This window comes from Halomonas sp. C10-5, assembly GCF_057169305.1.
Genome location: NZ_CP175665.1, coordinates 3,066,624 through 3,090,363 on the forward strand (window position 1 = coordinate 3,066,624; position 23,740 = coordinate 3,090,363).

General features: G+C 68.9%; 26 protein-coding genes and 3 tRNA genes. 14 read left to right on the forward strand and 15 right to left on the reverse strand.

The genetic code is table 11. The features are described 5' to 3' along the window. Positions 1-134 precede the first annotated feature (134 nt). From ACJ7IV_RS14325 to ACJ7IV_RS14355, 7 genes are all read right to left on the reverse strand, one after another. Positions 135-210, reverse strand: a tRNA-Thr gene (locus ACJ7IV_RS14325). A 93-nt stretch (positions 211-303) separates the two neighbouring features. Next, positions 304-378: transfer RNA gene (locus ACJ7IV_RS14330), tRNA-Gln, on the reverse strand. Positions 379-384: 6 nt separating this feature from the next. After that, positions 385-460: transfer RNA gene (locus tag ACJ7IV_RS14335), tRNA-Phe, on the reverse strand. 60 nt (positions 461-520) lie between these two features. Beyond that, positions 521-793, reverse strand: a complete 273-nt coding sequence (locus tag ACJ7IV_RS14340) for an oxidative damage protection protein (protein ID WP_161429955.1) — start codon at positions 791-793, stop codon at positions 521-523. A 25-nt stretch (positions 794-818) separates the two neighbouring features. Continuing rightward, positions 819-1,910, reverse strand: coding sequence for an A/G-specific adenine glycosylase (mutY, locus tag ACJ7IV_RS14345; RefSeq protein ID WP_483864954.1), 1,092 nt, complete (start codon positions 1,908-1,910; stop codon positions 819-821). A gap of 52 nt (positions 1,911-1,962) precedes the next feature. Then, positions 1,963-4,308, reverse strand: coding sequence for an AsmA family protein (locus ACJ7IV_RS14350; RefSeq protein ID WP_483864955.1), 2,346 nt, complete (start codon positions 4,306-4,308; stop codon positions 1,963-1,965). Beyond that, positions 4,305-4,766, reverse strand: coding sequence for an acetyl-CoA sensor PanZ family protein (locus ACJ7IV_RS14355; protein WP_483864956.1), 462 nt, complete (start codon positions 4,764-4,766; stop codon positions 4,305-4,307). The genes ACJ7IV_RS14350 and ACJ7IV_RS14355 overlap by 4 nt, the downstream gene beginning before the upstream one ends. A gap of 204 nt (positions 4,767-4,970) precedes the next feature. Here ACJ7IV_RS14355 and hisB point away from each other — a divergent pair, with 204 nt between their 5' ends. The 4 genes from hisB (at position 4,971) to hisF (ending at position 7,824) form a co-directional block, all read left to right on the forward strand. After that, on the forward strand, positions 4,971-5,564 hold the full coding sequence (gene hisB / locus ACJ7IV_RS14360; protein WP_483864957.1) for an imidazoleglycerol-phosphate dehydratase HisB: 594 nt from the start codon (positions 4,971-4,973) through the stop codon (positions 5,562-5,564). 31 nt (positions 5,565-5,595) lie between these two features. Next, positions 5,596-6,237 carry an imidazole glycerol phosphate synthase subunit HisH gene (gene hisH / locus ACJ7IV_RS14365; RefSeq protein WP_483864958.1) on the forward strand — a complete coding sequence of 214 codons (642 nt, stop codon included), beginning with the start codon at positions 5,596-5,598 and terminating at the stop codon, positions 6,235-6,237. Between the two features lie 64 nt (positions 6,238-6,301). Further along, complete coding sequence (hisA, locus tag ACJ7IV_RS14370) at positions 6,302-7,048, forward strand: 1-(5-phosphoribosyl)-5-[(5-phosphoribosylamino)methylideneamino]imidazole-4-carboxamide isomerase (RefSeq protein WP_483864959.1); 747 nt, start codon at positions 6,302-6,304, stop codon at positions 7,046-7,048. Positions 7,049-7,050: 2 nt separating this feature from the next. After that, positions 7,051-7,824 carry an imidazole glycerol phosphate synthase subunit HisF gene (hisF, locus tag ACJ7IV_RS14375; RefSeq protein ID WP_483864960.1) on the forward strand — a complete coding sequence of 258 codons (774 nt, stop codon included), beginning with the start codon at positions 7,051-7,053 and terminating at the stop codon, positions 7,822-7,824. A gap of 3 nt (positions 7,825-7,827) precedes the next feature. Here hisF and ACJ7IV_RS14380 read toward each other — a convergent pair whose 3' ends face one another. Together ACJ7IV_RS14380 and ACJ7IV_RS14385 are read right to left on the reverse strand one after the other, a co-directional pair. After that, positions 7,828-8,412, reverse strand: a complete 585-nt coding sequence (locus tag ACJ7IV_RS14380; protein WP_483864961.1) for a YjaG family protein — start codon at positions 8,410-8,412, stop codon at positions 7,828-7,830. 139 nt (positions 8,413-8,551) lie between these two features. Continuing rightward, positions 8,552-8,845, reverse strand: a complete 294-nt coding sequence (locus ACJ7IV_RS14385; RefSeq protein WP_483864962.1) for an MGMT family protein — start codon at positions 8,843-8,845, stop codon at positions 8,552-8,554. Positions 8,846-8,891: 46 nt separating this feature from the next. Here ACJ7IV_RS14385 and ACJ7IV_RS14390 point away from each other — a divergent pair, with 46 nt between their 5' ends. Beyond that, complete coding sequence (locus tag ACJ7IV_RS14390) at positions 8,892-9,581, forward strand: type 1 glutamine amidotransferase (protein WP_483864963.1); 690 nt, start codon at positions 8,892-8,894, stop codon at positions 9,579-9,581. Here the strand turns inward: ACJ7IV_RS14390 and mnmH are convergent. The 5 genes from mnmH to ACJ7IV_RS14415 form a co-directional block, all read right to left on the reverse strand. Further along, the gene (mnmH, locus tag ACJ7IV_RS14395) at positions 9,556-10,683 is read right to left on the reverse strand and encodes a tRNA 2-selenouridine(34) synthase MnmH (RefSeq protein WP_483864964.1); all 1,128 of its coding nucleotides are present in this window, start codon (positions 10,681-10,683) and stop codon (positions 9,556-9,558) included. The two genes, ACJ7IV_RS14390 and mnmH, sit on opposite strands and share 26 nt — an antisense overlap. After that, positions 10,680-11,717, reverse strand: a complete 1,038-nt coding sequence (gene selD / locus ACJ7IV_RS14400; RefSeq protein WP_483864965.1) for a selenide, water dikinase SelD — start codon at positions 11,715-11,717, stop codon at positions 10,680-10,682. The genes mnmH and selD overlap by 4 nt, the downstream gene beginning before the upstream one ends. A gap of 50 nt (positions 11,718-11,767) precedes the next feature. Then, positions 11,768-13,144: a DNA repair protein RadA gene (gene radA, locus ACJ7IV_RS14405; RefSeq protein WP_483864966.1), complete on the reverse strand. Its 1,377-nt coding sequence runs from the start codon at positions 13,142-13,144 to the stop codon at positions 11,768-11,770. 131 nt (positions 13,145-13,275) lie between these two features. Next, positions 13,276-13,725 carry a copper resistance protein NlpE N-terminal domain-containing protein gene (locus tag ACJ7IV_RS14410; RefSeq protein ID WP_161429941.1) on the reverse strand — a complete coding sequence of 150 codons (450 nt, stop codon included), beginning with the start codon at positions 13,723-13,725 and terminating at the stop codon, positions 13,276-13,278. Between the two features lie 105 nt (positions 13,726-13,830). Then, positions 13,831-14,730: an AEC family transporter gene (locus ACJ7IV_RS14415; RefSeq protein WP_483864967.1), complete on the reverse strand. Its 900-nt coding sequence runs from the start codon at positions 14,728-14,730 to the stop codon at positions 13,831-13,833. A 109-nt stretch (positions 14,731-14,839) separates the two neighbouring features. Between ACJ7IV_RS14415 and hisC the strand changes: the two genes are divergently transcribed. Then, complete coding sequence (gene hisC / locus ACJ7IV_RS14420; RefSeq protein WP_483864968.1) at positions 14,840-15,904, forward strand: histidinol-phosphate transaminase; 1,065 nt, start codon at positions 14,840-14,842, stop codon at positions 15,902-15,904. A 99-nt stretch (positions 15,905-16,003) separates the two neighbouring features. Here hisC and ACJ7IV_RS14425 read toward each other — a convergent pair whose 3' ends face one another. Beyond that, positions 16,004-16,798 carry an inositol monophosphatase family protein gene (locus ACJ7IV_RS14425; protein ID WP_483864969.1) on the reverse strand — a complete coding sequence of 265 codons (795 nt, stop codon included), beginning with the start codon at positions 16,796-16,798 and terminating at the stop codon, positions 16,004-16,006. 156 nt (positions 16,799-16,954) lie between these two features. Here ACJ7IV_RS14425 and trmJ point away from each other — a divergent pair, with 156 nt between their 5' ends. The 8 genes from trmJ (at position 16,955) to pilW (ending at position 23,720) form a co-directional block, all read left to right on the forward strand. Then, positions 16,955-17,695: a tRNA (cytosine(32)/uridine(32)-2'-O)-methyltransferase TrmJ gene (gene trmJ / locus ACJ7IV_RS14430; protein WP_483864970.1), complete on the forward strand. Its 741-nt coding sequence runs from the start codon at positions 16,955-16,957 to the stop codon at positions 17,693-17,695. Positions 17,696-17,814: 119 nt separating this feature from the next. Next, positions 17,815-18,666 (forward strand): serine O-acetyltransferase, encoded by an 852-nt coding sequence (cysE, locus tag ACJ7IV_RS14435; RefSeq protein ID WP_483864971.1) that lies wholly within the window; start codon positions 17,815-17,817, stop codon positions 18,664-18,666. A gap of 285 nt (positions 18,667-18,951) precedes the next feature. Continuing rightward, entirely contained in the window at positions 18,952-19,425 is a 474-nt protein-coding gene (locus tag ACJ7IV_RS14440) for an Rrf2 family transcriptional regulator (RefSeq protein ID WP_161432943.1), read from the forward strand. A 31-nt stretch (positions 19,426-19,456) separates the two neighbouring features. After that, positions 19,457-20,614 (forward strand): IscS subfamily cysteine desulfurase, encoded by a 1,158-nt coding sequence (locus ACJ7IV_RS14445; RefSeq protein WP_483864972.1) that lies wholly within the window; start codon positions 19,457-19,459, stop codon positions 20,612-20,614. A gap of 56 nt (positions 20,615-20,670) precedes the next feature. Further along, positions 20,671-20,997, forward strand: a complete 327-nt coding sequence (locus ACJ7IV_RS14450) for a HesB/IscA family protein (RefSeq protein ID WP_161429934.1) — start codon at positions 20,671-20,673, stop codon at positions 20,995-20,997. 210 nt (positions 20,998-21,207) lie between these two features. Further along, entirely contained in the window at positions 21,208-21,633 is a 426-nt protein-coding gene (gene ndk / locus ACJ7IV_RS14455; protein WP_483864973.1) for a nucleoside-diphosphate kinase, read from the forward strand. Between the two features lie 87 nt (positions 21,634-21,720). After that, positions 21,721-22,848 carry a dual-specificity RNA methyltransferase RlmN gene (rlmN, locus tag ACJ7IV_RS14460; protein ID WP_483864974.1) on the forward strand — a complete coding sequence of 376 codons (1,128 nt, stop codon included), beginning with the start codon at positions 21,721-21,723 and terminating at the stop codon, positions 22,846-22,848. Positions 22,849-22,970: 122 nt separating this feature from the next. Beyond that, positions 22,971-23,720 carry a type IV pilus biogenesis/stability protein PilW gene (gene pilW, locus ACJ7IV_RS14465; protein ID WP_483864975.1) on the forward strand — a complete coding sequence of 250 codons (750 nt, stop codon included), beginning with the start codon at positions 22,971-22,973 and terminating at the stop codon, positions 23,718-23,720. Positions 23,721-23,740: the final 20 nt, after the last annotated feature.

Genomic DNA, 23,740 nt, shown 5'->3' on the forward strand with positions numbered 1-23,740 from the left:
AATCGCGCATCTGCCCCCTGTTCACCGCGCGATGGACAGGGGGCAAGAGGAGGGGATTTTCTGCAGGCAACAAAAAACCGCCTCTCGGGGCGGCTTGGGTATCGCGGTAAAGCGATGAATCACAAGGCTTTAAATGGTGCCGGCACCAGGAGTCGAACCCGGGACCTACTGATTACAAGTCAGTTGCTCTACCAACTGAGCTATGCCGGCAACTGCCGCTCTTGACGGCGTGGAGGACGAGGTCCTCTGAGCGAGAAAGACCGTGAACTCGAGTCCACGGTCTTTCGAAAACGAGGTTGGCGATGGCTGGGGTACCAGGATTCGAACCTGGGAATGCCGATACCAAAAACCGGTGCCTTACCACTTGGCTATACCCCAGCAGCGTGGTGGCCAGAGACGGAATCGAACCGCCGACACGGGGATTTTCAATCCCCTGCTCTACCAACTGAGCTATCTGGCCCCTTGCCAACGGTGCGTATTAAACCCCAACCGACCTTTCTCGTCAACCCCTTTCTTTTCATCAAGATGAGGGCGGTACATAGCCCTCGGCACGGTCGGTCTCACGGTTGTCCAGGAAGCGCTCCATCTGCTCCATCAGGTACTCCCGGGTCGATGGTTCGAGCATGTTGAGATGCTTTTCGTTGATCAGGCGGGTCTGCAGCGCCTGCCACTCCTCCCAGGCCTGCTTCGACACGCTGGCCTGGATCTCCTGCCCCTTCTTGCCGGGCAGCGGCGGGAACGGCAGGGCCTCGAGCTCCTGCTGGTACTTGCGACAGAACACGGTCTGGCTCATGGGTGACTCCTTGGTAAACGCTAACTCAGGGTCCCGGCGGCGTATCCAGGGTGAAGGTCGCCAGGCTCGCCAGCAGCGCCTTCACCGGAGCCGCCAGGCCCACGGCATCGGGATTATCGGGATCGTACCAGCGACGCGTCTCGCCTATCGAATCGAGGCGCTCGACCCGCGCCGGCTGGGGGGTGATCTCCAGGCGGAAGTGGCTGAAGACATGGGTGAAGGGAGCCCGGGGGGCATCCAGCCGGCTGCCCGGGGCGTGGGCATCGAGCCAGGCCTGCAGCGCTGCCGCCTCATCGAACTGGGGAAGGCTCCACAGCCCGCCCCACAGACCGCTGGCCGGGCGCTGCTCCAGCAGCACCCGGCCGCGGGCATCAAGCAGCAGCAGCATGCGGGTGGTTCGGGTGGGCAACGCCTTCTTCGGCTTCGATTCCGGAAAGCGGCGCTCCTCGCCGCGCGCATGGGCCAGGCAGACATCGTTGAAGGGGCAGCGGCCACACTCGGGGGTACCGCGACGGCAGAGGGTCGCGCCCAGGTCCATCATCGCCTGGGTATAGTCGGCCAGTCGCTCGTGGGGCGTATAGTGCTCCGCCAGCTCCCATAGCCGACGCTCCACTGCCACTCGTCCCGGCCAGCCTGGCACGGCGTGCAGGCGGCTGAGACTGCGCTTGACGTTGCCATCGAGGATCACCGCACGCCGCCCCTGGCTCTGGGCGACGATGGCCCCGGCGGTGGAGCGTCCGATGCCGGGCAGGGCCGCCATCTCCTCCAGGCTGTGGAGCGGAAATTCCCCACCATGCTCGTCGACCACCACCCTGGCGGCCTTGTGGAGGTTGCGCCCGCGGGCGTAGTAGCCGAGCCCCGTCCACAGGTGCAGCACCTCATCCTGGTCCGCTGCCGCCAGGCTCTGCACATCCGGGAAGCGCGCCATGAAGCGCTCGAAGTAGGGGATGACGGTGGCCACCTGGGTCTGCTGCAGCATGATCTCCGAGACCCACACCCGGTAGGGCGTGCGCCCGAATTGCCAGGGCAGGTCGTGGCGGCCGTGTTCATCGAACCAGTCGAGCAGGCGCCGCTGGAAGGCCGCGGGGGCGAGTAAGGGAGTCGGCGTGTCGGTCATTGCGGCTCAAAAAAAGGCGCCGGCACGGGGCCGACGCAGGGACTGACTTTGCTCATTCGAAGAGACCCTTGAGGGCGTCGCGAAGTTCCCTGCCGGCGTCCTCGCCGACGCGCTCCTCGAGCTTGTTGAGGGCGCCTTCCAGGCGCTGCTCCACCTCGTCACCGGCGCGGCTGCCCAACTCTTCACGCAGTGCCTCACCGATGGCAGCGCTGAAGCCTTCACGATCGAAGCGGCACCACTCGGCGCTGTCGCCGCCGAGGCTGCCCTCACAGCGAACCGGCAGGGGCAGGCGCTCGAGGCGAGGATTGACCTCGCAGGCCACATCCGCGGTATCCACCACCCGCGCCGCGGCACGCAGATCGAAGCGTTCGGTGGTCAGGTCGAGAGTGCCCTCGCCGCCCACATCGATGCCCGGCAGGGTGACAATGATGTCATCGCTCTCCACCACGCCATCGCGCACGCTTAGGGTGGCCTCGGCGCGCTCGAAGCGGGTATCCGCCTCCCACTCGCGCTGGGTCTGCTCCCCCTGCAGGCTCGCCACCGCACTGCACAGCTCCCGGGAGACATTGACGTCGAGGATGGCTCCGTCATCCAGGCGCGCGGCCAGGCGGCCATCGAGGCCGCGTTTCATCACCGGCCAGGCATTGCCCTGGGTGGTCAGCTCCCCCTCGACGAAGGCAAGGCCACGCAGCGGCGCCGGCTCCTCGCCTTCGCCCAGCGCCTCCAGCAGCGCATCGATGCGCACCCGCTCGAGGCGCGGCGCCAGCCGCCAGGCGACGGGCTCGCGGGTCAGGTCCAGTTCGCCATCGGCGGCCAGGCTGCCCTCGTAGAAGGCCGACTCGAGCGACACCAGCCGCTGCCGGCCGTCCCGCCCCTCGAGCCGCAACGCCACGTCGCGGAAATCCAGCCCGCCCAACCGCAGGCTGCTCAGGCTCAGCCGCGCATCCAGCGCCAGCTCACGCAGCCACTCGACGGGCAGGAGTGCCTCTTCGTCCTGGGCGTGGGCATGACCGACACCGGGCAGCCACAGGCCGGCGGCGTCCGGCGCCTGCCCCGTGGATGCCGGCAGGTAGGCATCCAGGTCCAGGCTGTCCCCCTGCAGCTCCGTCTCCAGGCGGTGGCCGTCGAGGCCCGCCGCCAGGCGCCCGGTAAAGGTGCTGCCGTCGAGCACCAGGGTCATGCCGGTAAGGTCCACCCGCTCGAGGTCACCCTCCAGGGGGGTGGTCAACGCCACGTCGCTCAACGCCTCGGGATCGGCCGTGGCCGGCAGGCTGTCGAAGCGCTCGAGCCACGGCCGCAGAGAGAGCGGAGCCAGACGCAGCTGGCCATCGTAGCGGGGTGACTCGTGAAGGTTGGCAAGGTTGAGGTTGCCGCTGAGGCGCAGTCCATGGTCACCACTCAGCGTCAGGTCGCGCAGCCGGGCACTGCCGGCGGCCAGGTCTGACTCCAGGGCGAACTCCATGGCCAGTGAGAGAGGCGTGTCACCCAGCGCGGGATGCGCCAGCGTGGCCTTCAGCGTGCCGGGCTCCAGGCGCAACTGGCGCGCGGCCATGTCGACTACCAGCCGCTGGCCGCTCAGCTCCAGCTGCTGCGGGCTCTCCACACCGGCCAGCCGGTTGCGGGTGGAAAGCGACAGGTCCTCGAGGGTATAGCGGCGCTCGGCGAGGGCCAGGGCGAGGCGCCCCTGCATGGCGACCTCGCTGGCCAGCCGCGGCACGGTGTCGTCCACGCCCGCTGGAGTGTCATGGCCGAGTAGCTGGAAATCCGCCGTGAAGGGGAAGGAGCGGCGCGGATTGACGTTGCGCCCGGTGACGGAGAGCCCCTTGAGGCGCAGCGAGTGTCCGGCGGACTGGTCGGTATAGCTCACCTCGCCGTCCTTGACCTCCACGCTGGCGATGTTGAAGGCCACGGAGGGCCCATTGCCACCACCGGGAACCGGCGCCGAGGAGGCACTGGCCGGCGTCGGCGAGTCCTCTCCGCCGGCGAAACGCTCCATCAGGGATTCCCAGTTGCCGCGACCGTCCTCGTCACGGGACAGGTTGAGTCGCAGGCCATCCAGGGTCATGCCATCGATGGCCACCTCGCCGCGCAACAGTGAGGCGAAGGCGAGGCTGACCTCGGCACGGCGAAAGGCCATGAAGGCGGCGTCCTCGCCGGCCGACTGCTCGGGCAGCCAGGCCTCGGCCTGCTCCACGCCGACCCCCAGCCGCGGGTAGAACGACCACGAGATGGGGCCTTCGAGGGAGAGGGTCAGGCCGACCCGCTCCTGCACCACTTCCTCCAGCCGAGGCTTGAGGTCTTCGGGGTCGAGGAAGGTGGTAACGTAGACCACCGCCCCCACCGCCAGCACGGCGAGGATACCGATAGCGGCCAGCAGGGTGCTCAGCAGGCGCTTCATCGCGGTGACTCCTTGGGGTGGCAGCCGGGCAGGACGAGCTCATAATGGTCGCCGCTACGGTCGAGCCGATAGCCGAGCCGCGAGAGCATCAGCTGGTCGGCCATCTGCAACTGGGCCAGCTCTGCACGCAGAGGCTTCTCCTCGGCGCTGGCGGCCTCGCCGACCAGCGCCAGCAAGCGCGAGCCGACGCCCCGGCGCCGAGTCGGCTTGCGCACACAGAAGTGCGAAAGCCACCAGGCTCTGCCATCGTCGCGCAGCGCCACGGCACCGATCAGGCGATCATTGAAGCGCGCACAGAGGAAGGCGCCCCCGGCCGTCAGGTGATCCTCGATAAAGGCATCGGCAGGGGCGGGCAGGCGCTCGGCAGGAGCGTCGGCATAGATTCGGGCGAGGTCGGTTCGCGCCTGGGCGTCCGCTTCCCAGGCGCCCCGATCGACGGGGTGCAGAGTCACCGGCATAAAAGAACCTCCTTGGGCCGGGACGGCAGGTATCGCCGCCGCGCGACGGGCGTAGTGAATGGAGGCATTGTAGCGGATGGGGTCGGCGATTCTCTATAATGGCAGTTTTCCGACCGCGGGCGAGGTCCGCCGTCACCCCCGTTTCTGCGGGCCGCTGTGCCAGCGGTCCGCCTCGACATGCGCCCAGGCGCTGGAGAAGCCTCAATGTCCGAGCGTATCGCCACGGTCAGTCGCGACACCCAGGAGACCCGGATCAGCGTCACCGTCAACCTCGATGGCAGCGGCAAGCTGAACTGCGAGACCGGCGTACCCTTCCTCGACCACATGCTCGACCAGGTGGCCCGCCACGGCCTGATCGACCTCGACATCAAGGCCGAAGGCGACCTGCATATCGACGACCACCACACCGTCGAGGACCTCGGTATCACCCTCGGCCAGGCCTTCGCCAGGGCCATCGGCGACAAGCGCGGCATCCGGCGCTACGGCCACGCCTATGTGCCGCTCGACGAGGCCCTCTCCCGGGTGGTGGTCGACTTCTCCGGCCGCGCCGGCCTGTTCATGGATGTGGAGTTCACCCGCGCCGCCGTGGGCCACCTGGATACCCAGCTCTTCTGGGAGTTCTTCCAGGGCTTCGTCAACCACGCCATGGTCACCCTGCATATCGACAACCTGAAGGGCTTCAACGCCCATCATCAGGCGGAGACCATCTTCAAGGCCTTCGGTCGTGCCCTGCGCATGGCCCTGGAGGAAGACCCCCGCATGGCCGGCCAGATGCCCTCCACCAAGGGCAGCCTGTGAGGCCCACGTACCACCCCACGAGGAGCGCCCCATGACGATTGCCGTCATCGATTACGGGATGGGCAACCTGCATTCCGTCGCCAAGGCACTGGAGCACGTCACCCACGAGAACGTGGTGATCACCCGTGACCCGCGCCGAATCCTCGGCGCTACACGCCTGGTGCTGCCCGGTCAGGGCGCCATTCGCGACTGCATCGGCGAGCTGGAGAAGACCGAGCTGCGCGGCCTGGTGGAGGAGTTGCTGGCCAGCCAGGAGAAACCCCTGCTGGGCATCTGCGTGGGCCAGCAGATGCTGCTCGACCGTAGCGAGGAGAACGGCGGCGTTGACTGCCTGGGTTTCCTCGCCGGTGAAGTGAAGCGCTTCCCCGGCGACATGCGCGACGACCTGAACCAGCGCCTCAAGGTCCCCCATATGGGCTGGAACCTGGTGCACCAGCAGCGCGAGCACCCGCTGTGGGATGGCATCGACCAGGACGAGCACTTCTACTTCGTGCACAGCTACTACGTGGCGGCCAGTGATGACGCCACGGTGTTCGGCACCACCGACTACGGCCGGGTGCAGGCGCATGTGGCGATCGGCCGCGACGCCACCTTCGCCGTGCAGTTCCACCCCGAGAAGAGCTCCCGCGCCGGCCTCAGGCTGCTCGAGAACTTTGTCAACTGGGCGCCCTGAACCGCGCCCGGTCAACCGGGGGCCCATCCCGCGCCGCCCGACCATGGATCAACAGGACACTGACATGCTGGTAATTCCCGCTATCGACCTCAAGGATGGCCAGTGCGTGCGCCTCAAGCAGGGCCGCATGGACGATGCCACCACCTACGGCGACGATCCGGTGGCCATGGCCGAGCGCTGGGTCGCCGCCGGCGCCCGTCGCCTGCACCTGGTGGACCTCAACGGCGCCTTCGAGGGCAAGCCGGTCAACGGTGAGGCGGTCACCGCCATCGCCCGCCGCTACCCCGACTTGCCGATCCAGATCGGCGGCGGCATCCGCTCCGCCGAGACCATCGAGCACTACCTCAAGGCCGGGGTCAGCTACGTGATCATCGGCACCAAGGCGGTCAAGGAGCCCGACTTCGTGGGTGAGATGTGCCGCGCCTTCCCGGGCCACGTGATCGTCGGCCTCGACGCCCACAACGGCTTCGTGGCCACCGACGGCTGGGCCGAGGTCTCCCAGGTCAAGGCGGTGGACCTGGCGAAGCGCTTCGCCGACGACGGCGTCTCCAGCATCGTCTACACCGATATCGCCCGGGACGGCATGCTCAACGGCGTCAACGTCGAGGCCACCGCGGCACTCGCCCGTGACGGCGGCCTGCCGGTGATCGCCTCCGGCGGGGTGACCAACCTCGACGACCTGCGCGCCCTGGTGGCCGCCGACGAACCCGGTATCCTCGGCGCCATCACCGGACGCGCCATCTACGAGGGCAGCCTGGACCTGGCCGAGGGCCAACGGCTGTGCGATGAACTCGCCCGGAAAGGGAGCTGACCATGGGACTCGCCAAGCGCATCATCCCCTGCCTCGACGTCGACGCCGGCCGCGTGGTCAAGGGGGTCAACTTCATCGGCATCCGCGACGCCGGCGACCCGGTGGAGATCGCCCAGCGCTACAACCAGCAGGGCGCCGACGAGATCACCTTCCTCGACATCACCGCCAGCCACGAGGACCGCGGCACCACGGTGGAGATGGTCGAGCGCATCGCCGGCGAGGTCTTCATCCCGCTGACCGTGGGCGGCGGCATCCGCACCTGCGATGACATCCGCACCATGCTCAATGCCGGTGCCGACAAGGTCTCCATCAACACCGCCGCGGTCACCAACCCGGAGTTCGTGCGCGAGGCCAGCGAGCGTTTCGGCAGCCAGTGCATCGTGGTGGCCATCGACGCCAAGAAGGTCTCCGCCGAGGGCGAGGCCCCGCGCTGGGAGATCTTCACCCACGGAGGGCGCCGCCCCACCGGCCTCGATGCCGTGGAGTGGGCGAAGAAGATGGTGGAGTACGGCGCAGGCGAGCTGCTGCTCACTAGCATGGACCGCGACGGCACCAAGGCCGGCTTCGATCTCGGCGTGACCCACGCCATCAGCGAGGCGGTGAGCGTGCCGGTGATCGCCTCCGGCGGGGTCGGCAACCTCGACCATCTGGTGGAGGGCGTGGTCGAGGGCGGTGCCGACGCGGTGCTCGCCGCCAGCATCTTCCACTTCGGCGAATACACCATCCCCGAGGCCAAGCGCTACATGGCCGAGCGGGGCATCGAGATGCGGCTGTAGGCACTATTCGTCGGCGGAGAGCCCCAGATTGCTGACGCCCTCGTTGCGCCCCAGCCGGCGCAGCGCCTTGAGGGCATCGCGATCCAGCGGGCCTGCCTCCACCGCCTCCAGCACTGCGTCCTGAAAGTCGTTCTCGTCCGCCATCAGCGGATGCTCGCGCACCAGGGCGGCCAGGCGCTCGCCGTCCTCCTCGCCCTCGGTCAGCTCGATGAAGGCCCGCACCCCGCCTCGCGAGGCGCGACTCACCTCCAGAACCGCCTCGGGCGCCTCGCCCTGCAGGGTGTCGAGGAGCGCCGAGAGCGCCGCCACAACCTCGGTGGCGCGCCGCGCACCGAAGCTGTCGTCATCCTCCGGCGGTGCCAGCTCGGCCAGCTTCTCGGCCTGGCGCTCGAAGTCGATGCGCGCCCCCGCAATCGCCAGCCGCTCCCACACCAGGTCGAGGATGGCGCGCAGCCCCGCCGGGTTGCCATGGCCGGCAGTCTGGGCATAGAGGACATAGTTGGGCAGAAGGCGCTCGCACAGCGCCGCCATGAAGGCCTGCTGGCGACGCGGCTCGAGGCCCTGCAGGCGCTGAAAGAAACCGCTCATGGACTCTCCTTGGCTGTTGGTTCTGTCGGCTGCCCCCTTCGACCATGGCAGTACTCGGAGCTGACCCGGCGACAGGCCTTCACATCCTATACGACCTGACCCCGGCGCTCCTCGGGCAGGTTCAGTGTCTATGGTCTGTTCACGGCCACATCCGCTCCGCCGGCGCCCGGCCGCGGGCATCCAACAGCACCCCCTCGGCGGCCAGGCGCTGGCGCTGCTCCGCGGCGCCAGGGTGGTCGGCCAGCTTGCGCGAGGCGGTGATGATGCGAAACCACGGCAGGTCGTGGCCGGCGGGTAGCTCGCGCAGGGCACGGGCCACCAGCCGCGGCGTGGCGCCCTCGGCCATGGCGGCGATGCGCCCATAGGTGGTCACCCGCCCGGGCGGGATCTCGGCGATGATGGTCAGGACCTGTTCCCTCCAGCCGGCCTTCATGTACCCTTGCGCCCCCTGTCCGTTGCATCCGCTGGCGAGGTTACCCATGCACGTTCATCTGCTCCAGCACGCCCCCCACCAGGGGCCGGCACGCCTGGCCGACTGGTTGACCAGCATGGGCCACAGCCACACGGTATTCCACCTCGACGCCGGCGAGCTGCCGCCGAAACCCGGCGACGGCGATGCCCTGGTGCTGCTCGATGGCCCCGAGGGCCCCCTGGACGAGACTCGACAGCCCTGGCTCAGGCGCGAGCGCAAGCTGGTCGAGCGCACCCTGGACGGCCACAGGCCGCTGCTGGGCATCGGCTACGGCGCTCGCCTGATCGCCACGGCGCTGGGTGCGGTGGTCGCCCGCGGCACCTTCGCGGAAACCGGCTGGCACCCGGTCACGCTTGCCGCGGAGAGCAGCTTGGACCTGCCCGAGCGGTTCGAGGCCTTCATGTGGCATCGCGAGGTCTTCGCCCTGCCCGACCAGGCCATGCCACTGGGTGGCAGCGACGCGAGCCCGCTGCAGGGCTTCAGCTGGGATCTCGGCCGCGTGCTGGGGCTGCTCTGCCACCTGGAGGCCACCGCCGAGAGCGTCGGGGCGCTGCTCGCCAACGAGCCGCTGCCCGAAGGCAGCGAGGCCAGCCCCCACGCCCAGGATACCGCGGCGATGCTCGGGGACCCGCGGCGCTTCGACCGCCTCGCCCCGCTGCTAGACCGCCTGCTCAGCCAGTGGCTGCGGAGTGCTTAGGCGTGACCGACGCCTGCTCCTCGGACCACTCCCGGGCCACCGCCAGGCAGCTCTCCCAGTCGCCCACATGCAGGAAGTGACCCGGATCACGCTTCTCCAGCTGGTGTCGATACATGGGGTCGTAGTATTCGGTCAGCAGCGGTGCCAGCCACGCCTCGTGGGCCTGAGGGTTGCCACGTTCATGCTCGCGGAAGGCCAGCGCCTGGAGCCGCTGCAGCCGGGCCAGGCGCGCGCTGCCCAGGCGCTTGCGCAGCTTGGCCAGGGACTCCTCCAGCTGCTTGCGCATCAGGGTCCAGCCCAGCCACTCGCCGAACTGCCGGCGATAGACCGCCCACAGCTCCTCGATATAGTCGCGGTGGATCTGCGCCAGGCGCCAGTCCAGGGACATCTCCACGCGCAGTCGCGGGGCGTGCTGCATCGCCTCCCAGAAGGCCTGGGGCAGGTTGGCGCCACCAATATGGCGTGACTCGTCCTCCACCACCACGGGGCCCGGCAACTCCAGCAGGCGCAGGCCCATGGCATGCTCGAAGTCGATCTGGCCGGGGGCCTGCAGCGGATGGCGGCCGAAGGCGGAGCCCTTGTGACGGGCACACCCCTCCAGGTCCAGGCCATTGTCCAGGGCCAGCACCAGGTCGGTCTTGGCACAGCCGGTGAGCCCGCCCACCACCAGCAGCGGCTGCTCGGCGGCGGCATCGATGCGTGCGCAGAGCGCCTGGCGCATCGCCTTCCAGCCGCCGCGGATGCGCGGCCGGGTGATGCCCGCCTCACGGATCCACTGCTGGGCGATCTGCGAACGCAGCCCGCCGCGGAAGCAGTAGACGATGGCATCGGGGTAACGCTCTAGCTCCGCCATCCAGGCCGCCACCCGCGCCGCCTTGACCTCGCCACTGACCAGACGCTCGCCCAGGGCAATCGCCGCGGCCTGGCCGCGCTGCTTGTACTCGATGCCGACCAGGCGGCGCTCCTCGTTATCCATCAGCGGCAGGTTCACCGCCCCGGGCAGCGCCCCCTGGGCGAACTCCACGGGAGCGCGCACATCGATGAGGTGCCGCCCCTCACGCAGCAGCGCCAGGTCGGGGTCGACCAGCGGCAGCTCACTCATCCATGCACCTCGATGCGCGCCGGGCCGCTGGCCTCGATGATCTCGCCGAAGGGCTCGAGGGTCAGGCCATGCTCGCGGCCGATCCGCTCGACGTCATCCTCCCAGGCCGGGTCCACCGCCAGCAGCAGGCCGCCGGAGGTCTGGGGATCGCACAGCCACTGCCAGTGGGCCTCGTCCATCTCGGGCAGGCTCGCCCCCAGGGCCTGACGGTTGCGCAGCGTGCCTCCCGGCACCGCCCCCTGGCGGCGATAGGCCTCGGCCTCGGCCAAGCGGGGCAGGCGCCGGAAGTCGATGCGCGCTGCCACCTCGCTGGCCGCGCACACCTCGGCCAGGTGGCCGCCGAGCCCGAAGCCGGTGACATCGGTCATGGCGTGCACGCCCGCCACCCGGGCCAGGTCCACACCGATGCGGTTGGAGCGCAGCATGGTCTCCCGGGCCAGGCCCTGGTGGCCGGGCTCCAGCAGTCCCTTCTTCTCGGCGGTGGTCAGCATGCCCACCCCCAGCGGCTTGGTCAGGAACAGCAGGTCACCGGGCCTGGCGCCCTTGTTGAGCTTGAGATGCTCCAGGTTCACCAGGCCGTTCACCGCCAGGCCGAAGATCGGCTCCGGGGCATCGATGGAGTGGCCGCCGGCGAGCGCCAGGCCCAGTTCGCGGCACACCGCCTGGGCGCCGGCCATCACGTCACCGGCCACCTCGGCGGGCAGCTTGTCCAGCGGCCAGCCGAGGATGCCCAAGGCCATCACCGGGGTGCCACCCATGGCGTAGATATCGCTGATGGCGTTGGTGGCGGCGATGCGCCCGAAGTCGAAGGGGTCGTCGACGATGGGCATGAAGAAGTCGGTGGTGGCGATCATCCCGCGGCCGTCACCCAGGTCGTAGACGGCGGCATCCTCGCGTCCCTGGTTGCCGACGATCAGTCGCGAATGGGTGGCCCCCGGACCGGCCTTGGCCAGGATGCCGTCGAGTACGTCGGGGGCGATCTTGCAGCCGCAGCCGGCTCCGTGGCTGTACTGGGTCAGGCGGATGGCGCTCATCGGAATCTCCTCGGAATCGGTTACGGGTATTCTAACATCAAGGCCCCGGCTCACAGGGCCTCGAGGGCGTCGGCGAGCTTGTCCACCGCCACCACCTCCATCCCCTCGGGGGCCCGCTTGGGGGCGTTGGCCCGCGGCACGATGGCGCGGGTGAAGCCGTGCTTGGCGGCCTCGAGGATACGTTCCTGGCCGCTGGGCACCGGGCGGATCTCGCCGGAGAGCCCCACCTCGCCGAACACCACCAGCTCGCGGGGCAGCGGGCGACTCTGCAGGCTGGAAACCACCGCCAGCAGTACCGCCAGGTCGGCACTCGTCTCCAGCACCTTGACCCCGCCCACCACGTTGAGGAAGACATCCTGGTCACCGGTGAACAGCCCGCCATGACGGTGCAGCACGGCGAGCAGCATGGCCAGGCGGTTGGCATCGAGGCCCACCGCCACGCGGCGCGGGTTGCCCAGCGGCGAGTCATCGAGCAGCGCCTGCACCTCCACCAGGATCGGCCGGGTGCCCTCCCACACCACCATCACCAGGCTGCCCGGCGCCTGCTCCTCGGTGCGCGACAGGAAGATGGCACTGGGATTCTTCACTTCCTTGAGGCCATGCTCGAGCATGGCGAAGACCCCCAGCTCGTTGACCGCGCCGAAGCGGTTCTTCTGGCCGCGCAGGGTGCGGAAGCGCGAGTCGGCGCCGCCCTCCAGCAGCAGTGAGGCATCGATCATATGCTCCAGTACCTTGGGGCCGGCGAGACTGCCATCCTTGGTCACATGGCCCACCAGCAGCAGCACGGTGTTGCTCTGCTTGGCGAAGCGGGTCAGGGCCGCGGCGGACTCGCGCACCTGGGCCACACCGCCCGGGGCCGAGGCGATATCCTCCAGATGCATGGTCTGGATGGAGTCGATGATCAGGATCTCCGGCCGCTCACGCTCGGCCACGGCGAGGATCGTCTCGACGCTGGTCTCGGCCAGCATCTTCAGCCCCTGGGTGGGCAGCTGCAGGCGGTGGGCACGCATCGCCACCTGGGAGAGCGACTCCTCGCCGGTGACGTAGAGCACGCCGCGCCCCTGGGCGAGCTTGCAGGCGGTCTGCAGCAGCAGCGTCGACTTGCCCGCCCCGGGGTGGCCGCCCAGCAGCACCGCCGAGCCGGGCACCAGGCCGCCGCCCAGCACCCGGTCGAACTCGGCGAAGGTGGAGGAGAGCCTGGGTACCTCGCTGAGATCGACATTGGCCAGGTCGACCACCTCGCGGGTCAGAGCGCCGGCATAGCCACCGCGCGCCGCCGGCGATGCGGCTGCGGCTCCCGGTCGAGCCGGGGCGAGACGCACCTCGCTGAGGGTGTTCCATTCTCGGCAGCTCGTGCACTGCCCCTGCCACTTGCGGTATTCGGCGCCGCACTCGGTGCAGACGTAGGCGCTCTTTGCCTTGGCCATGGCGTGTCTCGTGGGTGGATGGATCGTTAAGTGTCGCTGGTCGGGCCGTGGCGTCAGTGGCAACAGCCACAACGGCAGGGGGCGGCCCGAAGGCCGCCCCCACCGGATCACCCGGGGTCATCCGCGAGCGATCACTGACGCTTGAGCTGCAGCATCTCGCTGTTCTGGAAGCGCCGACGCTCGGGGTCGATCAGCTCCAGGGTCTGCGGATCGAGGCGCAGGAAGTAGTAGATCTGCCCCTCGCCGTCCGGCGTGAGCTCGTAGACGGTGGCATCAGGCTCATTGGCGGTACCTTCCAGCACCTCCCAGTTGCCAGCGTAGGTCTCGTCCGGGGGGCTCTGCGGATGGCCACGATAGGAGGCGTTGAGCTCGAAAGTACGATCCTCGGCGGCGGCCTGTTCATCGCCACGCATCAGCACATCGAGGTCGATACCATCGCAGTTGCGGCAGGGCAGAGTGCCCTGGTAGCGCTCCTCGTCGGGCTCCACGGCGGCACCCGCAGGGCCATCGGTGGGGCCGGCGGCGCAGCCGGCCAGCAGCGCAAGCATCGCCGATCCGGCAAGCAAGGTCCTGATTTGCATATGTGTCCTCCTGGGCAGTGGGCGTTGCACCGTAATGCACGGCGGCCTGACGGCCTGAGTCACAGCATAACCGCTGATACGGCCGACGCACAGTTTCACGGCCCTTCATCCGCCGATACCGGCATGCACATGGGCAAAGACCAGCGCCAGCACCACTGGCATCACCACCAGCGAACCGAGATTGCCGATCAGCACCAGCGAGGCGACCTTGTGAGGTTCCTGGCGGTACTGCTCGGCCACCAGGTAGTTGAGCACCGCCGGCGGCAGGGCGGCGAACACCCACAGCGCCGCGGCCTGCAGCCCGGAGAGCCCCAGCAGCCAGACCAGCGGCGCGGCCAGTACCAGGCCGGAGAGCGGGCAGAGCACGGCGCCCAGCAGGCCGGTCTTCCAGTCCGAGAAGTCGATGTCGAGCATGCGCACGCCGAGGGCGAAGAGCAGTAGCGGGATACACACCCCACCCAGCATATGCAGCGCCTCCAGCAGCCAACCGGGCAGCGGCGCGCCCAGCAGGTTGACCGCCAGGCCGGCGAAGGTGGCCAGCACGATGGGCAGGCGCAGGATGCGCAGCAGCGAGGAGCCGGGGCTCAGCATCCACAGCCCTACCGTGAAGTGCAGTAGCATCTCGACGATGAACAACACCACCGCGGCGGGTAGCGCCGCCTCGCCGAAGGCCAGCAGCAGCAGCGGGATGCCCATGTTGCCGGAGTTGTTGAACATCATCGGCGGCAGGAAGGTCTTCACCTCCAACCCCAACCACTTCACCAATGGCCACAGCACCAACCCGGAGCCCAGCACCACCACCGTGCCGCCCAGCGCCAGCCCCGCATACTCCTCCAGCGGCGCCTGGCCGTCGGCCAGCACGGCAAACACCAGCATGGGCACGAAGAGCTCCATGTTGAGCGTGTTGAGGGTGGCGATATCGGGGTTGCGCAGGCGGCCGTAAAGGGTGCCGCATCCGGCGATCAGGAATACCGGCAGCAGGGTGGCAAGGATCTGGGCGGTCATCGCGAAGTCATTGTGATCGGGGTCAGGGGGCACCAGCCTAGCACGGCTTGCGCGGCTCGGCCGCGCGGGTCACCATGCCGACATTCCCTCCCTGTCCCGAGCGAGAGCCATGAGCAAGTTCTGGAGCCCCGAGGTCCGCGAGCTGACGCCCTATGTTCCCGGCGAGCAGCCCCGCGAGCGCCTGATCAAGCTGAACACCAACGAGAACCCCTACCCCCCGGCCCCGGGAGTCGGCGCCGTGCTGCGTGACTTCCCCAGCGACCACCTGCGCCGCTATCCGGACCCCGAGTCCCGGGCGCTGCGCGAGGCGCTGGCCGCGGAACTCGGCGTCGAGGTCGGGCAGGTGTTCGTGGGCAATGGCTCCGATGAGGTACTGGCACTGGCCTTCCAGGCCTTCTTCCGCCAGGCAGCGGCGCTGCAGATGCCGACGATCACCTACAGCTTCTACCCGGTCTACTGCCGGCTCTACGCCATCGAGCGCCAGGCCCTGCCGCTGGCCGCCGACTGGTCGGTGGACCTCGCGGCCTTCGCCCCCTCGGCGGGCGGGGTGGTCTTTGCCAACCCCAACGCCCCCACCGGCCACGGCCACGACCGCGCGGCGATCGCCGCCCTGCTCGAGAGGATCACCGAGTCGGTGGTGCTGATCGACGAGGCCTACGTGGACTTCGGCGGCGAGAGCGCGGTGCCGCTGGTGAAGCGCTTCCCCAACCTGCTGGTCACCGGCACCTTCTCCAAGTCGCGCAGCCTGGCCGGCCTGCGGCTGGGCTATGCGGTGGGCTCCAGGGAACTGATCGAGGGACTGGAGCGGGTCAAGGACTCCTTCAACTCCTACCCGGTGGACAGCCTGGCCAGCGCCGTGGCCATCGCCTCCCTGGCCGACGAGGAGCACTTCGAGGCGTGCCGTGAACGGGTGATCACCACCCGCGAGCAAACCCGCAGCGCGCTCGAGCGACTGGGCTTCGAGGTGCTGCCCTCCCAGGCCAACTTCCTGCTGGTACGCCATTCCGACCAGGATGCCGCCCAGCTCTTCGTGGGGCTCCGCGAGCGGGGCGTGCTGGTGCGCCACTTCAACACCGAGGCGCTGCGCGACCACCTGCGCATCAGTATCGGCACCGATGACGAGATGGAGAGCCTCATCGAGACCCTGACGCTGCTCTGCCAGGCGCCGACCTGAGCCCCCGCCCCACCACCCTCCCTCCACACACACGAAAGCCCCGCGGCACTTGCGCGCCGCGGGGCTTTCACTCGGGCTCGGGTCAGGCTCGCCGCAGCGTCAGAAGTGCAGCTTGAGCTGCTGCACCAGCGCCTTGTAGAGGCGCGGACCGGCGGCCATCAGCGGGCCATCCGCGTCCACCCTGGGCTGGCCGTCGGGGGTTCCCATCAGCGCGCCGGACTCCTTGAGCAGCAGGCTGCCGACATGCAGATCCTGCTCCTCCAGGCCCAGCACGAAGGCAGCATCGGCACGCCCGGAGGCCAGCTCGGCGAGATCGAGCAGGCCGCTGCCGCTGGCCCGCTGCACCTCGATGAGCGGACCGAGCTGCTGCACCAGGGTCAGGTAGGAGGGCAGGTAGCGATTGCGCAGCGAGCTGTCGGGCAGCCCCATGGCGACGCGCGTGCCGGCCACGGCATGCTTGCCGGGCACGCGGATACGCTTGCCGTTGTGCTGGGCACCACGGCCACGGCTGGCCAGGTACTCGTCGTCGCTGAAGGGGCAGATCACCACCGCATGCTCCGCACGGCCCTTGACCAGGCATACCAGTGACAGCGCGAAGCCGGGAGCGGCCACCTCGAGGTTCGAGTAGCCGTGGAAGGGTTCGATGCGCCACAGCACATCGCGCCCCTCGCCTTCCCCCTCGCGATGGGGGGTGAAACGGCCGACGACGCCGTGCTGGGGGTAGCCGCGGGAGAGCTGACGCACGATCAGTGTCTCGGCGTTGCGCGCGGCGTCTTCCAGCAGGCGGTCGAGGTTGTGCTCTTGGTGGGAGTTCTCGATGCGCTCGCGAATGCGCAGGAACTGCTCGCCGGCGCTGCGTGCGGCGCGCAGCGCGTATTGGACCATCGGATGCATGATCGGGCCTTGGGGAGTCGGTGGTGTTAAAGAACGGGGCGTTCACTCGAAACGCTGGCGCGAATCCTAGCAGAAGCGCTCGGGACGCGCCATCCACCGCGACGCTCGCATGCTAGACTGCGCTCCTCAACTTCCTGCAGCACCGGACCCTGACCCATGCTCGAGCGCATCCGTATCGTCCTGATCGGCACCAGCCACCCCGGCAATATCGGCGCTACCGCCCGCGCCATGCACAACATGGCCCTGAGCGACCTTGCCCTGGTGGCGCCGCGCTGCGAGCCGATCACCGCCGATAGCGTGTCGCGGGCCTCCGGTGCCGACCACCTGGTCCACGGCGCCCGGGTGGTCGACACCCTGGAGGAGGCCGTGGCCGACTGCACCCTGGTGGTGGGCGCCAGTGCCCGCTCGCGGACCCTGCCCTGGCCGATGCTCTCGCCGCGCGAGCTGGGCGACCGCCTGCCCCAGGAGCTGGCCGCCCCCGACGCCCGGGTGGCGCTGGTGTTCGGCCGCGAGGACAGCGGCCTGACCAATGCCGAGCTGCAGCGCTGCCATGCCCACGTGCACATCCCCACCAACCCGGACTTCAGCTCGCTGAACCTGGCCGCGGCGGTGCAGGTGCTGGCCTACGAGTGCCGCCAGGCCTGGCTGGCGGGAGAGCCGGCCGCCCCGGTGGAGCCCGACCAGGCCCTGGCCACCCACGCCGAGCTCGAGCACTACTTCGCCCACCTGGAGCGCACCCTGGTCGCCATCGGCTTCCATGACCCGGCCACCCCGCGCCAGCTGATGGCCCGGCTGCGTCGCTTCACCCTGCGCGCCCGCCCGGAGCGCATGGAGCTCAACATCCTGCGCGGCATCCTCTCGGATACCGAGAAGCTCGCCCCGCCGCGGGATGAGTGATGGCCAACGCCCGGCGGAAAGGGGCAGGCTCGCCTTGAAGCTCCCCACCGCCGCCCCCACACTGAGATGATCATCCGCGGCGGTTGCCGCCCTGCCCATCCAAGCCCAAGGACCGCTGCATGTTTCAACGCCTGCGTGAGGACATCAACAGCGTTTTCGACCGCGACCCGGCGGCACGCAACTTCCTCGAAGTGCTGACCAACTACCCGGGCCTGCACGCCCTGCTGCTCCACCGCCTGAGCCACCGCCTGTGGCGCGCCAACCTGCGCTGGCTGGCACGCAGCCTCTCCACCTTCTCGCGCTGGCTGACCGGCATCGAGATCCACCCCGGGGCCACCATCGGCCGGCGCTTCTTCATCGACCACGGCATGGGCGTGGTGATCGGCGAGACCGCCGAGGTGGGCGACGACGTCACCCTCTACCAGGGCGTGACCCTGGGCGGCACCAGCTGGAACAAGGGCAAGCGCCACCCCACCCTGGAGGATGGCGTGATCGTCGGCGCCGGCGCCAAGATCCTCGGCCCCTTCAGCGTCGGGGCCGGAGCCAAGATCGGCTCCAACGCCGTGGTGACCAAGGAGGTCCCCGCCGGCGCCACCGTGGTGGGCATCCCCGGCAAGATCGTCAAGCGCGAGGAGCCGGATGCCGCCGACACCCTGGACGTCGACCCCGAGCGCCGCGAGGCGATTCGCCGCAAGTTCGGCTTCGACGCCTACGGGGTCAGCGAGGACATGCCCGACCCGGTGGCCCGCTCCATCCAGGCGATGCTCGATCATATGCACGCCGTGGACGAGCGCCTCGAGCGCATGTGCCAGACCCTGCGCAAGGTGGACGCCAGCTACCGCGAGGGCGAGCTGCCGGAGCTTCGTGACGAGGACTTCGCCGAGGTGCTCGACGACGCCTGCAAGATGCCGGAGAAGACGCCGGCCGCCGAGACGACCGAGAAGGCCGGCGAAGGGGAGCGACGCGACTAGGCCAACCAGATCGACAGGTATAGAAGGAGCGCTGGGGGCAAGTCGTAGAGGAGGTCCTACGCCAGGGATGGCGTCGGTAGCGCCCAGGGATGGGTTCACAGCGCCTCCTCGAAGGCTTGCCCCCAGATCAGCTCCGGAACAAGCAGCCTTTCGATGGCCACCCACTACGCCAGTCAGCAAATGGTTGACCATGCCACTCGGTCTTTCCCATAATGCACGGTCAGTTCGACCGCTCCCCCGGAGCCGACGCTTACCCAACGCCGCCCCGGCGGCGCCGAGGACGCCATGCGCCTGACCACCAAGGGACGCTACGCCGTCACCGCCATGCTCGACCTGGCGATGAACGCCCGCAGCGGGCCGATCTGCCTGGCCGATATCTCGCGACGCCAGGAGATCTCGCTCTCCTACCTCGAGCAGCTGTTTGCCCGCCTGCGCCGTGCCGGGCTGGTCGACAGCGTGCGCGGCCCGGGGGGCGGCTACCTGCTGGCCCAGGCGCCGGAGACAATCTCGGTGGCGCGGGTGATCGACGCCGTGGATGAGTCCGTGGACGCCACGCGCTGCGGTGGCCTCTCCGACTGCCAGCAGGGCGATACCTGCCTCACCCACCACCTGTGGATCGAGCTGTCGGCGCATATCCACGGCTTCCTCGACGGCGTCACCCTGGGTCAGCTGGCCGACCGCCAGGAGATCCAGCAGATCGCCAGCCGTCAGCGGCGCCGCCTCGATGGCGACGACAGCATCCTCGCCTCAGCGCCCTGACCGCCAGGCCAAACCGAGACTTCCCGAGGCCATGACCACACCCGTCTATCTCGACTACGCTGCCACCACCCCCGTCGACCCCCGGGTCGCCGAGCTGATGGCGCGCCACCTGACCCTCGACGGCATCTTCGCCAACCCCGCCTCGCGCAGCCACATGCTGGGCTGGCAGGCCGAGCAGGCGGTGGAGAATGCCCGCCGCCAGGTGGCCGACCTGATCGCTGCCGATCCGCGCGAGATCGTCTGGACCAGCGGCGCCACCGAGGCCGACAACCTGGCCCTAACCGGCTTCCTGCGCGCCAATCGCCACCGTGGCCGCCACCTGATCACCTCCGTCGTCGAGCACAAGGCAGTGGTGGATACCGCCCGGGCGCTGGAGGACGAGGGCTTCGAGGTGACCTGGCTGACACCGGCAGGCGACGGGCGGATCAGCCCGGCACAGCTGCGCGAGGCACTGCGCGAGGACACCGCGCTGGTGTCGCTGATGGCGGTCAACAATGAACTCGGCGTAATCCACGACCTGGCGGCACTGGCCGAGGTGGCCCATGCCGGCGGCGCTGCCTTCCATGTCGACGCCGCCCAGGCGGTAGGCCGCCTCGACCTCGATGTGAACCAGTTGGGGATCGACCTGATGTCGCTCTCCGGGCACAAGGCCTATGGACCCAAGGGCGTTGGCGCCCTCTACGTCAGGCGCCACCCCGATATCCGCGTCGAGGCGCTGATCCACGGCGGCGGCCACGAACGCGGCATGCGCTCCGGCACCCTGCCCACTCACCAGATCGTCGGCATGGGTGAGGCCTTCGCCATCGCCGCCGCCGAGGGCGAGGCCGACCAGGCCCGCATCACCTCTCTGCGCGACCGCCTGCTCGACGGCCTGGCCGACCTCGACGGTATCCATCGCAATACCGCGCTGGAAGCCGCCGTGCCCAATATCCTCAACCTGGCCTTCGCCGGCGTGGAGGGCGAGTCGCTGCTGATGGCACTGCGCGATATCGCCCTCTCCACCGGCTCGGCCTGCAACTCGGCCAGCGTCGAGCCATCCTATGTACTGAAGAACATCGGCCTGCCGCGGGCGCTGGCGCTCGCCTCGCTGCGATTCAGCTTCGGACGCTTCACCACCGAGGCCGACATCGACCGGGCCGTCGACGCCCTGCGTCACGCCCTGTCCGGCCTGCGCCGCCAGGCCCAATGACGCCTTCGCGACAGGCGCAACCCCTGCAACAGGCAGCTACCCACAGGAGAGAGACCATGGCGCATCTCACCATCACCGACGCCGCCGCCGAGCAGATCCGCCGGGTGCTCGACGAGCGCGGCCAGGGCCTTGGCCTGCGCGTCTCGGTCAAGCCCAGCGGCTGCTCCGGCTACAGCTACGTACTCGACTTCGCCGACGAGGCGGCCAACGACGACACCTGCTTCGAGGAGCACGGGGTCAAGGTCTTCGTCGCCCCCGATGCCCTGGAGATGCTCGACGGCAGCGAGGTCGACTACGTCAACGAGGGGCTCAACCGCTACTTCCGCTTCAACAACCCCAACGTCAAGGACCAGTGCGGCTGCGGCGAGAGCTTTTCGGTCTAGGTTCACAGAATTCCCGCGACCCGAGGCGCGCCGCGCCTCGCGATCAGCGACGATTGTTCAACGCCACCGCGGGGCGCTATAATCCCGGCCCAGTCGGCGCATCGCCGAGCCGCATTACCCGATTCGCCGCGCCGCCCTCGCTTTCCCAAGCCCGAGGGTGGCGCGGCGCACTCTTTCGACACCCCATCACCCCCTACTGGAGACATGCCCATGGCTACCCAGCGCACCCTGTCCATCATCAAGCCCGATGCCGTCGCCAAGAACGCCATCGGCGAGATCATCGCCCGCTTCGAGAAGGCCGGCCTCAAGGTCGTCGCCGCCAAGATGCTCAAGCTGGACGACGACAAGGCCGGCGGCTTTTACGCCGAGCACAAGGAGCGCCCCTTCTTCAAGGATCTGGTCGGCTTCATGACCTCCGGTCCGGTGGTCGTGCAGGTGCTCGAGGGCGACGACGCCATCGCCAAGAACCGTGAACTGATGGGCGCCACCAACCCCAAGGAAGCCGCGCCGGGCACCATCCGCGCCGACTTCGCCGAGACCATCGACGCCAACGCCGTGCACGGCTCCGATTCTCCCGAGTCCGCCGAGCGCGAGATCGCCTACTTCTTCGAGAGCAGCGAACTTTGCCCGCGCTGATTTTCGGCCCGCGTTGATCCAGGCTCCGGGCGGGGCCCTGTCTCCGCCTCCCCCTGCCGCCTTCCCTTCCCCGACCCGCTGATCGCCATGACCGCTGATACCGCACCCCAGAAGACCAACCTGCTCGGCATGTCCCGCCAGGAGATGGAAGCCTTCTTCCTCTCCATCGGCGAGAAGAAGTTCCGTGCCGCCCAGGTGATGAAGTGGATCCACCACGAGGGCTGTGACGACTTCGCGGCCATGACCAACCTCGCCAAGGCGCTGCGCGCCAGGCTCGCCGAGGTGGCCGAGATCCGCGGCCCCGGCGTGGTCTACGAGGGCACCTCCAACGACGGCACTCGCAAGTGGGTCCTGGAGGTCGAGGACGGCAGCTATGTGGAGACGGTGCTGATCCCCGCCGACAACGGCAAGCGCCGTACCCTGTGCGTCTCCTCCCAGGTGGGCTGCTCGCTGGACTGCAGCTTCTGCTCCACCGGCAAGCAGGGGTTCCAGCGCAACCTCACCGCCGCCGAGATCATCGGCCAGGTGTGGGTGGCCCAGCGCAGCGTGGGCCCGCGCAAGGACACAGCCAATCGCCCGGTCACCAATGTGGTGATGATGGGCATGGGCGAGCCGCTGATGAACTACGACAACGTCGTGCCGGCCATGAAGCTGATGCTCGACGACGACGGCTACGGCCTCTCCAAGCGCCGCGTCACGCTCTCCACCTCCGGAGTCGTGCCGATGCTCGACAAGCTCGGCGACGAGCTCGACGTGAGCCTGGCCATCTCGCTGCACGCCGCCAACGACGAGCTGCGCAACGAGCTGGTGCCGCTCAACCGCAAGTACAACATCCGCAGCCTGCTGGATGCCTGCCAGCGCTATCTCGCCAAGTGCGACGACACGCGCATGGTCACCATCGAATACACGGTGATCAAGGACGTCAACGACCAACAGGAGCACGCCGAGCAGCTCGCCGAACTGCTGCGCGAGCTGCCGTGCAAGATCAACCTGATTCCCTTCAACCCCTTCCCCCATTCGGGCTACGAGAAGCCGTCACGCAACCAGGTGATGCGCTTCCAGCAGTGGCTCTACGAACTGGGCTACACGGCACCGATCCGCTCCACTCGCGGTGACGATATCGACGCCGCCTGCGGCCAGCTGGTGGGCCGGGTGAAGGACCGCACCCGTCGGCACGAGCGCTATATCAAGTCGATCCAGATCGACGCCGACTGAAGGGAGCCCGCCTTGACTTCAACCGGGCACAGCGCTTTGATGGGCAGGCCCTGCCTCCCCCCGGCTTCCGTTTGCCCGCGGCACGCCGCCGGAGGGAGCCCGCCGACCCTCGGGAGGAGTTCATGACCCGCCGCTCACGACTGCCCGGACGCTCGCTGCTGCCCTTGGCCGCCCTGCTGGGCGGCCTGTGGCTGACCGGTTGTGCCACACAGTCCCAGGGCATCAGCGGCGCCGACCGCGAGGCCAGCCCGGCCGACGCCTACACCCAGCTCGGCGTCGCCTATCTGGAGCGCAACAACCTGCGCCGCGCCATGGGCGCCCTGGACCGCGCCCTGGAGATCGCCCCCGATGACCCCGAGGCACTGCAGGCCATGGCCATGGTCTACCAGCGCCAGGGGGAGGAGGCGCTGGCCGACGAGACCTTCCGTCGGGCCCTCGCCGCGGACGCCGACTTCACCCGCGCGCGCAACAACTACGCGGCCTTTCTCTACGCCCGAGGCCGCGTACGCGAAGCCTGCGAGCAGCTCGAACGGGCCTCGACGGATGCCCAGTACCCCAATCGCGCCCAGCTGTTCGCCAACCTCGGGCAGTGCCATCGCGAGCTGGGGGAGGTGCAGGAGGCACGCCGCAATCTGCAGCGCGCCCAGGAGATCGATCCCCGTGCGCCGCGCAGCTACTTCACCCTGGCCGAGCTCGAGTACGCCGACAACAACCTGGCCCAGGCGCGAGCGCAGATCGAGGCCTTCATGCGCCTGGCCGGGCCGCGCCCGGAGGCCCTGAGGCTGGCCGGTGACATCGCCCGCGCCCAGGGCGACAGCGCCACTGCCGCCTTCTACACCCAACAGCTGGAGGGGCGTGGCACCACGCCCTGACCCGAGAACACCACCGAAGG